Origin of the sequence: Flavobacterium sp. (assembly GCF_030146175.1) — a bacterium.
Classification (GTDB): domain Bacteria; phylum Bacteroidota; class Bacteroidia; order Flavobacteriales; family Flavobacteriaceae; genus Flavobacterium.
In genome coordinates this window covers 1-12,871 of sequence record NZ_JASLCE010000049.1, presented here as the reverse complement: position 1 = coordinate 12,871, position 12,871 = coordinate 1, and the positions used below count along the sequence as shown (strand labels likewise).

At 40.6% G+C, this 12,871-nt stretch carries 9 protein-coding genes, 1 tRNA gene and 2 pseudogenes; 8 read left to right on the top strand and 4 right to left on the bottom strand.

What is annotated here, in order from left to right; genetic code table 11:
• The 4 genes and pseudogenes from Q1R07_RS05925 to Q1R07_RS05910 all read right to left on the bottom strand — a co-directional run.
• Positions 1-209, bottom strand: a pseudogene (locus tag Q1R07_RS05925) (hypothetical protein); the annotation flags it as partial.
• A gap of 10 nt (positions 210-219) precedes the next feature.
• Positions 220-1,488, bottom strand: coding sequence for an efflux RND transporter periplasmic adaptor subunit (locus tag Q1R07_RS05920; protein WP_300487196.1), 1,269 nt, complete (start codon positions 1,486-1,488; stop codon positions 220-222).
• A gap of 4 nt (positions 1,489-1,492) precedes the next feature.
• Positions 1,493-5,904, bottom strand: a pseudogene (locus Q1R07_RS05915) (CusA/CzcA family heavy metal efflux RND transporter).
• 89 nt (positions 5,905-5,993) lie between these two features.
• The gene (locus tag Q1R07_RS05910) at positions 5,994-6,323 is read right to left on the bottom strand and encodes a DUF6660 family protein (RefSeq protein WP_300487193.1); all 330 of its coding nucleotides are present in this window, start codon (positions 6,321-6,323) and stop codon (positions 5,994-5,996) included.
• Positions 6,324-6,503: 180 nt separating this feature from the next.
• Here Q1R07_RS05910 and Q1R07_RS05905 point away from each other — a divergent pair, with 180 nt between their 5' ends.
• The 8 genes from Q1R07_RS05905 to Q1R07_RS05870 all read left to right on the top strand — a co-directional run bounded on the left by Q1R07_RS05905 (position 6,504) and on the right by Q1R07_RS05870 (position 12,870).
• A complete protein-coding gene (locus Q1R07_RS05905) occupies positions 6,504-7,436 on the top strand; it encodes a phytanoyl-CoA dioxygenase family protein (protein ID WP_300487190.1) in 933 nt (310 codons plus the stop codon).
• A gap of 109 nt (positions 7,437-7,545) precedes the next feature.
• The gene (locus Q1R07_RS05900; protein WP_300487187.1) at positions 7,546-9,099 is read left to right on the top strand and encodes a bifunctional response regulator/alkaline phosphatase family protein; all 1,554 of its coding nucleotides are present in this window, start codon (positions 7,546-7,548) and stop codon (positions 9,097-9,099) included.
• 106 nt (positions 9,100-9,205) lie between these two features.
• Entirely contained in the window at positions 9,206-9,616 is a 411-nt protein-coding gene (gene tsaE, locus Q1R07_RS05895) for a tRNA (adenosine(37)-N6)-threonylcarbamoyltransferase complex ATPase subunit type 1 TsaE (RefSeq protein WP_300487184.1), read from the top strand.
• 74 nt (positions 9,617-9,690) lie between these two features.
• Entirely contained in the window at positions 9,691-10,884 is a 1,194-nt protein-coding gene (locus Q1R07_RS05890) for an alanine dehydrogenase (RefSeq protein ID WP_300487181.1), read from the top strand.
• A gap of 58 nt (positions 10,885-10,942) precedes the next feature.
• Entirely contained in the window at positions 10,943-11,317 is a 375-nt protein-coding gene (locus tag Q1R07_RS05885) for a DUF4258 domain-containing protein (RefSeq protein ID WP_300487179.1), read from the top strand.
• A 268-nt stretch (positions 11,318-11,585) separates the two neighbouring features.
• Positions 11,586-12,176: a hypothetical protein gene (locus Q1R07_RS05880; RefSeq protein ID WP_300487176.1), complete on the top strand. Its 591-nt coding sequence runs from the start codon at positions 11,586-11,588 to the stop codon at positions 12,174-12,176.
• On the top strand, positions 12,176-12,643 hold the full coding sequence (locus tag Q1R07_RS05875; protein ID WP_300487173.1) for a hypothetical protein: 468 nt from the start codon (positions 12,176-12,178) through the stop codon (positions 12,641-12,643). The genes Q1R07_RS05880 and Q1R07_RS05875 overlap by 1 nt, the downstream gene beginning before the upstream one ends.
• Positions 12,644-12,795: 152 nt before the next feature.
• A tRNA-Val gene (locus Q1R07_RS05870) sits at positions 12,796-12,870 on the top strand.
• Position 12,871: the final 1 nt, after the last annotated feature.

Below are 12,871 nucleotides of genomic sequence, written 5' to 3'. Positions count from 1 at the left end.
CCAAAGGAAAAGAGTACTACTGCGACAAACAGTAGTACAATTAAAAATTTCATGACAAAACCGATATAATCATGGGCATTATCCCGATTCCCGAACGTTACCGGATTAATGCCGGTTTGTTTATACGTGCGATAGGTAGGAATCACAAATGTTACCAATAGATATAACAAAAGGTAAACGGGTAAATATATTTTTAAAAAGTTTTCCATCTTTTTTGATTTAATGCGAATGACCGCCGCCGCCTTCTGTTTTTAATAGGTGACTTTGGATATAATAAGCGCCTTTTAAAACAATTTTAGCATCGGGAGCGACTTTTGTTAATGGCGTAACCTGAATATAGCCCAATTGCGAAGTTCCGGTTTTTACTTCCACTCGGCGGAAATGAAAACGATTTTCTTCGGTATCATCATGTTTGTGGCCATCGTCATGGGAATGTCCTTTTTCTGTGTCGTGTTCCGGTTCCTCATGACCTTCTTCCAATACAAACATAAATTCACGACCATCTGCCTTTACAATGGCTTCCACCGGAAGGGAATTAACGGCATTTGTCCCGATATCGATTAACGCGTTGACATACATTCCCGGAATCAATGCATTTTTCTCGTTATTGATGTCGGCGTGTACTGCAACCGATTTGGTTTCATTTTCAAATGCCTTACCGATACTGAAAATCGTTCCCTTAATTACGGTATTGTCCTGATTGGTAAGTACTAGCTGTACATTCTGACCCTGTTTTACTTTATGCAGGTCTTTTTCGTAAACCAACAAGTCAACGTGTAATTTGGAATTGTCCACAATGCTAAGAATCGGTTTACCGACTTCGACATTACTACCTATTTTTACGTTGATTTCGGTTGTATAACCCGAAATAGGAGCCAATATGGGAACCGTAGCCACAGCCGTATTGCCCGATTGTATATTAAGAACGCTTAATTGTTGTTTTAAGGAATTAAAACGCGCCTTTTCGATCTGGTACTCCGCTTTTGTTTTTTGGAATACTTTTTTCGAATTGACTTCTTCCTCACTCAGTGTTTTCTGTCTTTCGAACTCCTGACTTAAAAATTCAAGATTGCTTTTCGATGTCAGATACGCTTCCTGCAATTTAGTGAATTCCGGGCTTTCTATCGTTGCCAGAACCTGACCTTTTCGAACAAATTGCCCTTCGATCACCGAAATCGTTTTAACAACACCCTGTAAATGAACCGAAACATCGGCCTGATTTTGTGGTGGCAGTTTGGTATAACCGTTAGCGTTAATAACTTCGCTGAGGTTTTTTAGGGAATAGGTTCCCAATGTTACGCCGGCTGCTTTAAACTGAGCTTCATTCAGTTCAACTTCTTTATCCGCTCCGGGCTTTTCCGCAGCTTCCGTTTCGGTATGATCATGACCGTCTTCACTAGTATGATCATGACGTAAACTAAAATACAAAATGGCACCGATAATCAGAAGGCCGGCAATGTTAAGGTATATTAAATTGGATTTTTTCATGGTATTATTGGTGGATTAAATACTGGATATTAATCGCAGTTTGGTTGTAATTATGGATGGCATTGCTGTAATTCAGTCGGATGTTTAAGGCGGTTTCAATGCTTTGAACATATTCTACATACGAAATGTCACCGTTTTGATAGGCTTTTGTAGCATTGGTACTGATTTTTTTAGCATTTGGTAAAGCCGTTCCCTGATAATAATCGACCAGCGACTGATAGGTTTTTAATTCCTCAAACTGTTGTTGGAACTGACTTTTTAACTGACTTTCCACATAAGCGGCATTTTTTTGCTGCATTTCGATATTGCTTTGTGCCGCTTTGGTTTTCGCAACAGTACTACCGGCAAAAATCGGAATGGCAATACCTACCGAAAACGTCTGAAAACGCAAGGCATTGTCATAGTCTACACTTTGTCCGTTTATTTCCTGAGTTCCGGTAATGGATTGAATCGCATAACCCGCAGTAATATCCGGGAAAAAAGCGGACTTTTCGACCTTTTTTGCGGCTTCGGCAATCTGAATCTGTTGCGTGGCCAATTGCAGGTTGCTGTTCTGTTTTAATCGCGAACTGTCGGCTACAGCCAAAGTCACCATCGGAACAAAAGCGGTATCAGCAGGAGTGAAGTCGGAATCCCGGTTGATCAGCGTTTTAATTTTTGACTTTTCCACCCATAGTTTGGCTTCGTTTTGTTTGATCAGCTGCTGTAATTCCTGTTGTTTGGCAATAGCAATCGTCTTTTCGAGCGAATTGGTTTCACCGGTCTGAAACTTTAGGGAAGCCGATCGTACAAATTTTTCCATCAGCTGATTTTGCTGATTTAGCAATTGGTTTTGTTTGCTGTAAAACAACATGGTATTCCATGCCTGGCGGATGTTAAACGTTATATCCTGTTGTGTGGCTTTGACTTTTAATTGCCCGGCCGCATTGTTTTCGTTGAGCCATTTCTTTTTAGCACCATATTGAAACGGATTAAAGCTTTGGGAAACGCCAAAATTTTTATCCTTTGCATTCGAATTAATCTGTCCAAACGTACCGGATAATTCGGTTTTCGGAACCTCAAAAGCCGAGCGTGTCAACTGATTGTGCATCTTGCTTTCCAGTTCGGAAGCCTGAATGCCCAGGTTGTTTTTCATCCCTGTTTCTACCGCTTCTTTTAACGATAGATTTATTTGAGCGTTTGTTTTTATTGGGCTGATAATTAATGCTAAAAGTGTTATTATTTGAATTGTATATTTAAGTAGTATACTATTCGTTTTTATATTGAATATCATTTTCATAATGTGTTATTTTCCGGATTATCGGAGTTACTTGTAGAGGCTCCTTTTTCAAAATAGAGGTATAAAATCGGAAGCACAATTAAGGTCAATAAGGTCGCTGTTACCAATCCGCCGATAACCACGGTTGCCAATGGTTTTTGAACTTCGGCACCGGCACTGGAACTAATGGCCATCGGAAGGAAACCTAATGAAGCCACAGCAGCGGTCATAATTACCGGACGAAGTCGCACTTTGGTTCCTTCGCGAATCCGGTCGTAAATATTGGTCATTCCTTCATTTTTTAACTGGTTAAAATAACCGATCAGTACAATTCCGTTCAATACGGCGACTCCAAATAGGGCGATAAAGCCCACTCCGGCCGAAATACTGAACGGCATATTTCGCAACCAAAGTGCAAAAACACCGCCAATTGCGGCCAGTGGAATTGCCGTAAAAATCAATAGGGATTGACGTACCGATTTAAATGTAAAGTATAAGAGAATAAAGATCATAGCCAATGCTACCGGAACGGCTACTGCAAGTCGCTTATTGGCTTCAATCAGGTTTTCAAACTGACCGCCATAGGTCACGTAATAACCATCCGGAAGTTTAAGTTGGGTGTCAAGTTTTTGTTGGATTTTTTCTACGACCGATTTGACATCCGCACCGCGTACGTTAAAACCAACCACGATACGACGCTTTCCGTCTTCACGACTAATTTGCATCGGTCCGTCTTCATAATTGATATCGGCAACCTGTTCCAGCGGAATCTGATTTCCGGACGGTAAGGTGATATAAAGTGCCTTTAAATTGGAAATATCCTGTCGACTGTCGCTTTCCAGACGTACCACAAGATCAAAACGTTTTTCGCCTTCATAGACCAATCCGGCCGCTTCACCGGCAAATCCCATTCGGATCACTTTATTCAGATCACCGATTTTTAAACCGTATAACGCCATTTTGTCCTTGTTATACCGAACGGTAATTTGTGGTAAACCGGCCACACGTTCCAGTTTGGCATCCGAAACGCCCGGAATTCCCTGAATCAACTGCATCACTTCATCGCCTTTGCTAACAAGCATATCGATATCTTCACCAAAGATTTTAATCGCGACATCGCTTCGTACACCGGTCATTAGCTCGTTAAAACGCATCTGAATCGGTTGGGAAAACTCGGTTGTCGCACCTGGAATATCTTCCAGTGCTTTTTCCATTTTTTCCATCAATTCCTCTTTAGTTGTAGCCGAAGTCCATTCGTCTTTATCTTTTAGAAGAATGATCATGTCGCCGGCTTCTATCGGCATTGGATCGGTTGGAATTTCGGCACTACCGATTTTCGTTACGATCATCTTGATTTCCGGGAATTTCGCCTTTAAAATCTGCTCGGCTTTGGTTGTCGCTTCGACTTCCTGCGATAAAGAACTTCCGGAAGCAATGATCAAATGCGTTGCAATATCGCCTTCGTCTAACGTCGGGATAAATTCGCCGCCCAGTGTATTGAAAAGGAGTAATGCCGCGGCAAATAAGGCAACCGCCACGCCAATAATAACGGCTTTGGCGCGTAGGGCTTTCTCTAAAATCGGAGCGTAAAAACGATATAGTTTTTCAATAATCGTATCGCTGATATTCTTTTTATGTCCGGTTTCCTTTTTAAGCACCAGTGCGCTCATCATCGGAACATAGGTCAGTGACAAAATGAAGGCGCCCAAAATGGCAAAGGATACCGTTTGTGCCATTGGTCCAAACATTTTTCCTTCGATACCAACTAATGCGAGGATTGGTAGATATACAATCAGGATAATGATTTCCCCGAAAGCGGCACTACTACGGATTTTGGAAGCCGCCTGAAAGACTTCTTCGTTCATCTGTTGTTTGGTCAGTGCGCCCTTACGACCAACCTGCAATCGGTGAATAATCGCTTCGACGATAATGACCGCTCCGTCTACAATTAGCCCAAAATCGATCGCTCCAAGGCTCATCAGGTTACCGCTAACGCCAAACAAACGCATCATTGAAATGGCAAATAGTAATGAAAGCGGAATAACCGAAGCGACAACTAGTCCGGCGCGCCAGTTTCCGAGTAGTAAAACCAGGATAAAAATTACAATTAAGGCCCCTTCAATCAGGTTTTTCTCTACCGTAGAGATCGCTTTGTTAACCAATTGGGTACGATCCATAAACGGTTCGATTGAAACACCCTCGGGAAGCGATTTTTTAATCTGCTCCATTTTTTCCTTTACTCGGGTTACGACCTGACCGCTGTTTTCGCCTTTTAGCATCATCACCATACCGCTCACTTCTTCGCCTTTGCCGTCTTTGGTCACAGCACCGTAACGAATGCTGCTACCAATGCGAACCTGAGCAACATCGCGGATAAGGATTGGAATACCATTTTGGTTTTTAACCACGATTTTATTGATGTCGTCGATACCGTTTACCATTCCGATACCACGGATAAAATAGGCATACGGTTTTTTGTCGATATAAGCACCGCCGGTATTTTCGTTGTTTACTTCGAGGGCATCAAATATCTCCGAAATGGTCGTATTCATACTTTTCAGCTTGTCGGGCTGAACGGCAATTTCATATTGTTTCAGGTAGCCGCCAAGTGTATTTACTTCCGCAACGCCTTTGGTACCGATTAATTGCGGTTTGATGATCCAATCCTGAATGGTACGCAGTTGTGTGGCATCGTATTTTTCTTCATAACCTTTTTCAGGGAAAACCACATATTGGTAGATTTCACCCAAACCGGTACTCACCGGAGCCATTTCGGGCGATCCGACACCTTTTGGGATGGTATTTTCGGCTTCTTTAAGACGTTCTGAAATTTGAGCACGCGCCCAGTAAATATCGGCACTTTCCTCAAAAACAACAGTCACAACGCTCAGTCCGAAGCGGCTGATGGAGCGCAATTCGACGATTTTTGGGATCGGTTTGACCGCCTGTTCGATCGGATAAGTAATAAATTGTTCAACCTCCTGAGTGGCCAGTGTAGGGGAACTGGTGATGATCTGTACCTGATTATTGGTAATGTCCGGTAAGGCATCGATAGGGAGGGTGTAGGCCGAATAGCCACCCACCGCTACTAGTATAAGGGTAAATAGTCCAACAATAAATTTATTGTTGATACTAAAATGAATTATTTTATCAAGCATGTTTTCGTATAATATAGATAAGAATAGGCAGGAAAGCCTGTATCGGGTAGCAATGCTACATGACTTCTTACCCCGCTATTGCAGGGCTATTATACCAATTGAGGGGGTTGCCAGATACTACCGTAGTAACCGGAATAGAATACGGACTGGTAGCTTGGTGTCGGTGTTGTAATTTCAGGAGTGATCGGTTGTACTGCAAAAGCAATTACAGGCGCATAATTCATAATCTGCGCTCCGCAACAGTTGCAGACACAAAATGGAGAACACAAATCGCCTTGTTTTTCGTGCGAATGTCCTTCATGGTCAACAGGTGTTTCGTTTTGTACCCGGAAATGGGTATGACCCGTCGCAGCATCCGCACAAGGTATGCTGGCAAGCAGGACAAAGTAGAACGATAAAAGGACTGTTAGCCATTTCATGACGGTAAAGATACATCATTTTTTAGTACGAAAAAGAGGGGAGTGTTTCTTTTTGCAAAAGTGTCTCAACTGATAAAAACGGAATTCTTTGTAAAGTGGATTGTGAGAATCAAAATAATAGTGCATTTTGAGTGTAAAAGTATCGGTCTAAAAGTTAATTAGTAATAAAAATCTTTATTTTTGAGTACGATTTTTAGAAACCTTATGGAACATCAGATTTTAGAACAACTCTGGACGCGGGCTTTATATCCTGAAAAAGCCAATCCGGAAAGTTGGAATCAGGAATTGGAAACCCTTTACCGATATGGTGTCGGAATAGAAGAAGTCATGCGTTACCTGTATTTTGAAAAACCGGAATTGCATCAGTTTTACGATTGGATCGCAAACCGTCATACCGATACGATGTCTCAGTCGGAAACCATCACAACTGCTGTTTTATCGGAAGCCGATCTACAGTTTTGGCAGGAAAACGGTTATCTCGTTTTACAAAATGCCATCTCGGATGAAGATTGTAAAGCAACGGTTGAGGCGATATGGGATTTTCTGGCACTACAGCCAGATGATCGCGATGGTTGGTACCGACAGCATGAAGAACAAAGAGGTTTGATGCTTACCTTTAGCGATCATCCGGCACTGAATAAAAACCGCAGTTCCGCACGTATCCGCAAGGCGTACGAACAATTATACGGCACGGATAAAATTTATAAAACCATTGATAAAGTAAGTTTTAACCCACCGGAAACGGATTCCTATCATTTTCTCGGAAGTCCGTTGCATTGGGATGTCAGCTTGAAACAACCAATTCCGTTCGGATTACAGGGCTTGTTGTACCTTACGGATTGCGGGCCGGAAGATGGTGCTTTTCACTGCGTACCCGGTTTTCATAACGAAATAGGCAAATGGATGTCCGGGTTAAAAGAAGAGGAGAATCCACGGGAAGTTGCTTTACAAACCTTAAAAGCCATTCCGATTACCGGAAAAGCAGGCGATTTTGTGATCTGGCATCAGGCTTTACCGCATTGTGCGAGTGCCAACCACGGAACAAATCCACGAATGGTACAATATCTAACCTATTTTCCGGAGCAATACGAAACCGCATCGGAATGGTTATAGCGAAAAGGCGTGAAAAATAACGATAAACCGGGATTAGTTTTATAATAAATTTAACCTCGTTGAGTTCTTAAAACAATAAATTGCAGTAGAATTACTAAACCAAGCACATATGAGCACGATTAAAATACTTTGGGTGGATGACGAGATTGATTTGTTAAAGCCGCACATATTATTTCTGGAGAAAAAAGGATATAGCGTAACGACCTGTAACAATGGTCAGGATGCGATTGATATATTCGACGAAGAAAATTTCGATATTGTTTTTCTGGATGAAAACATGCCTGGTTTAAGCGGACTGGAGACGTTGTCCGAAATTAAAGAGAAAAAATCGGCGGTACCGGTGATTATGATCACGAAAAGTGAAGAGGAATACATCATGGAGGAAGCTATTGGATCTAAAATAGCGGATTACTTGATCAAGCCGGTAAATCCGAATCAGATTTTGTTAAGTCTGAAAAAGAATCTGGATCATTCGCGTCTGGTTTCCGAAAAAACAACGTTGGATTACCAGAAGGAATTCCGGAAAATTGCGATGGATATGGCGATGGTAAATTCTTTTGAAGACTGGATTGACCTGTACAAACGTTTGGTGTTCTGGGAAATGGAACTTGAGAATATCGAAGATCAGAGTATGGTCGAAATTCTGGAAAGTCAGAAACTGGAAGCCAATTCCCAATTCGGCAAATTTATCGAAAAGAACTACCAGAACTGGTTTGATCCGAAAGCCGATGCGCCAATAATGTCCCACCAGTTATTTAAAGAAATGGTGGTGCCGGAAATCCGTAAAAAAGAAGCGCCGATATTATTTGTGGTGATCGACAACTTACGTTATGATCAATGGAAAGCCTTTGAAAGCGTAGTGAACAATCATTATAAACTGGAAAAAGAGATTAGCTATTATTCGATTTTACCAACGGCAACACAATATGCCCGTAATGCGATATTTTCCGGATTATTGCCTTTGGATATGGAAAAAATGTATCCGCAATACTGGAAAAACGATGTGGACGAAGGCGGTAAAAACCTGTTCGAAGGTGAATTTTTAGCGGAACAATTAAAACGACTGCGCATCGACATCAAACAGGAATACTATAAAATTACGAATTTTAAAGACGGTAAAAAGTTGGTGGATAACTTCAAGACCTTAAAAAGTAATGATCTGACCACGATTGTCTATAATTTTGTGGATATGTTATCCCATGCGAAAACCGAAATGGATGTTGTAAAAGAATTGGCTTCGAACGATAAAGCCTATCGTTCGTTAACGCTGAGCTGGTTCCGAAATTCGCCGTTACTGGAAATTATTCAGCAGGCACAACAACTAGGATTTAAGTTGATTTTAACCACCGACCACGGAACGATTAACTGTAAAAACCCGTCAAAAGTGATTGGTGATAAAAATACAAGTTTAAACCTGCGGTATAAAACCGGTCGAAGTCTTACCTATGAAGACAAAGACGTATATGCGGTAAAAGATCCGAAGAAAATAGGTTTGCCGGCGATCAATATGAGTAGTTCGTATATTTTTGCCAAAAATGACCTGTTTCTGGCGTATGTAAACAACTATAACCATTATGTGAGTTATTACCGCAACACTTACCAACACGGGGGAATCTCGCTAGAGGAGATGATCATTCCACTATTGATTTTTAATCCGAAATAAAAAACAGAAAGGGCTAAAAAAGCCCTTTTTTGATCCGATTTAATGTAAGAAATTATGTAATATCATTTGGATAAAATAATTATATTTGTTCAATATGGAGAGCACTATGCAAAGAACTTTCGCGCTGGAAGAGATCCAGGATGTAGCCCGACAAATCTTGTCGCAAAACCTGAAAAAAGTAGTTACGTTTCACGCCGAAATGGGCGTGGGAAAAACGACATTGATCAAAGCATTGGTCAGTGCATTAGGAGTGCGGGATATGGCGAGTAGTCCGACTTTTTCATTGGTTAACGAATACGAAGGCCACGACGGGGAACGCATTTATCATTTCGACCTGTACCGATTGAATAATGAAGAGGAAGCGTACGACATGGGAATCGACGAATACTTCTATTCGGGCGACTGGTGTTTTATCGAATGGCCGGAAAAAACGCCCAATCTGATTCCGATCGATCACGCCGCCATCCATATAAAATTACTACCGGGAGGCAAGCGATTACTGGAGCTGCGAAATTAGCCCGTAAGCCGTTTGTTAATAAGTCATTTATCACAAAAAAAGTTGTACATTAGTGCAAATTATTGCGTAAAATCATGTCATTGACCCCATTTACCAGACAACAATTACTTCCACAAGAAGAAAAGTTAGAAATCGCCAGACAAAAAGGTGAGCTTTTTATCGGGATACCCAAAGAGATCTCTTATCAGGAACGAAGAATATGTCTGACACCGGATGCGGTTAATTCGCTTGTATTTCATGGGCATCGCGTATTAATTGAAGCCGGAGCGGGAGAGAGTTCCAGTTTTACGGATCGGGAATATAGCGAGGCGGGTGCGGAAATCACCAAAGACCGTAAAAAGGTTTTTAGCTGTCCGATGATTTTAAAAGTGGAACCGCCTACGATAGACGAAATCCATATGATGAATCCGCAAACACTGGTGATTTCGGCAATACAGCTTAAAACGCAGCGCAAGGCCTATTTTGAGGCTTTGGCGGAAAAAAGAGTCACCGCACTGGCATTTGAATTTATCCGCGATGAAGACGGCTCGTATCCGGCGGTAAAATCACTGAGTGAAATTGCCGGTACCGCATCGGTACTGATCGCAGCAGAGTTAATGATCAACCAATCATTCGGAAAAGGACTTTTACTCGGAAATATAACCGGCGTACGTCCCACTGAAGTCGTAATCCTTGGTGCGGGAACTGTAGCCGAGTATGCGGCGCGAACAGCAATCGGGTTAGGCGCCAGCGTAAAAGTGTTCGACAATTCGATTACCAAACTACGCCGACTGCAAAATACTTTAAACCAACGTATCTTTACGTCTACCATACAGGAAAAATCACTACTAAAATCCTTAATGCGTTGCGATGTTGCCATCGGATGTATGAAAGGGAAAAACCGCGCTCCGATTATCGTGTCGGAAACGATGGTCGAAAATATGAAACGCGGTGCCATTATTATCGATGTTAGTATTGATACCGGTGGTTGTTTTGAAACATCAGAAATCACCACGCACGAAAAACCAACTTTTATCAAGCATAATGTGGTGCATTATTGTGTGCCGAATATACCATCGCGCTATTCCAAAACGGCTTCGATGTCGATTAGTAATATTATTACGCCGTTTCTATTGCAAATTGCCGAAGATGGCGGCGTGGAAAGTGCGATCCGTTGCAATCGTTCGCTAAAGTATGGGATTTATTTTTATCACGGTATTCTGACCAACCGATCCATATCCGATTGGTTTTCGATTCCGTACCGCGATATCAATCTGATTGTTTTTTAGCAACTGTTGTTTGGCATAGCGCTAAACAAATAGTACTTTTGCAGCAAATTAAAAGATTATGAAATTCAAATTCCGTCTGGCGTATTATTTATTTGGTTTATTATTGGGATCGATGTTCCTGGCATTTTTCTTTAAAGAGAAAAAAACGGAGTTTTGCTATTTGCCGAACTGTAGGGTTTTAAAGGATCTGAGAAGTAAACCGATTACGTATTCGGATGCAACCACGGCAAAATTTGCTGAAAATTGGGTATCATTAGAGGATATTAAAAAGACCTTACAGCATGGAGATGTCGATTTCTCAAAAAGTAACGTTCCTATGGATAAAGGAAAGTTGTATATTGTTGAAGGTAGAAATGCTAACAATGACGATATTATAGTAGAAGTGATCAATTATAGCGACAGGGTGGTCGTAAAAGATGTAAAAAAAGAGTAATTATTTTTTTAAAACACTTGTAAAGTCGAATCGTATATAAAAGATAAACTCCAACAGAAATGTTGGAGTTTTTTGTGTTTAAGGGGTTTCGGGTATCATATTTTATTTATGGTGTTTTTTTACAATAAATACTTACATTAGCGAAAGAGTTTTTACAAAATGCGACTCTATTTCTTTTTTTACGAAATAAATAGGTCAAAGCATTATGTTTAGAATATAAGTGTCAACCCTAATTAAGATTAAAATAATTGCCATTATAGAAAAAAATATGAAACCAAAAAGTATTTGTTTGATCGGATTATTGTTCTTTGTTGCTAGCTATATACTGTTTTCTCAAGGGGCTAAATTGGCTTTTTTTCAGAAACCCATAGATTTTGCACATTGGTTTAACCTTATTGGAGCGGTATTACTACTTTCGTTTAATAACGTATTTCCGAAAAACAAATTAAATACTTTTGCGTCTTTTCTAACGGCATTAGGCGTTATTGCCCATATCGGTCTTTGCACGATTGACTTTATAATGTGGAGTTTTGGCGATGACGATACTGCCAAAATGCAATTAAGTGAACATATCAGCAATACTCCGTCAATTTTGTATCCGTTTATTATTATCGGCCCATCCTTGTTTTTTATTGGATTGGCAGCTCATGCAGCAAATTTTATCAAGACGCATACATTAAAGGCATTAATGGTTATACTTGGCGCACCAGCCATAGGTGTTTCATTTTTTATAATGAAAAATGGCGTTTATATGTTGCTAAGCTGTCTGCTTTTTTCTTTAGGACTACTTTTACTTCTTTATAGAAAAGAAAACGAAGAAACAGTTATAGATAATACTGATTATTCAAGTATTGAATAATGCAGGATAAGCACGTTATTTCAAGAATGACGGCCCATATCAATTTATACAATAGGGCTTTAACGATTATCAAAAGAAAGGGATATGAATTATTCTTATATCCAAACAATACCGATGATCGGACTGTCGGAACCTATTTTGCAAAGAAAGACAACCGGGATTTTAATGCGGAAGATCCGTTGCAACTTCTTGGGATGATCAACATTTGGGAAGAGCAGGGCGATGATTGGTGGAATAACCCGAATTATCCGTCAGAAAAAATTAACGATATATTGATGAGTGAGTCATATCCGGATTCCGTTGCGGATTTTGAAGCTCTTGACGATCAAAAATACCTGGATTTTGTACAAAAGTGTCAGTCGTTTTTCAGTTTGGGAATGTTTCCTGATATTGAAATAAAGTCGGATATTTCAAGAAAGGAACTGTTTGAAGTCATATCAAATCTTGGAAAAGAGGAAGATAAGTAGCGAATGGCTCCTTTTTATAAGTTAGCCGAAGCAATAACGACAGCATCAAAACAAATAAAAAAGAATATTTTTTTAAAAAAGGCTTGTAAAGTCGGATATCTTGTCTATATTTGCACCCGCAATCGGCAACAAGTATGTTGGTTGAAACATAAGGGCGATTAGCTCAGCTGGTTCAGAGCACCTCGTTTACACCGAGGGGGTCGGGGGTTCGAACCCCTCATCGCCCAC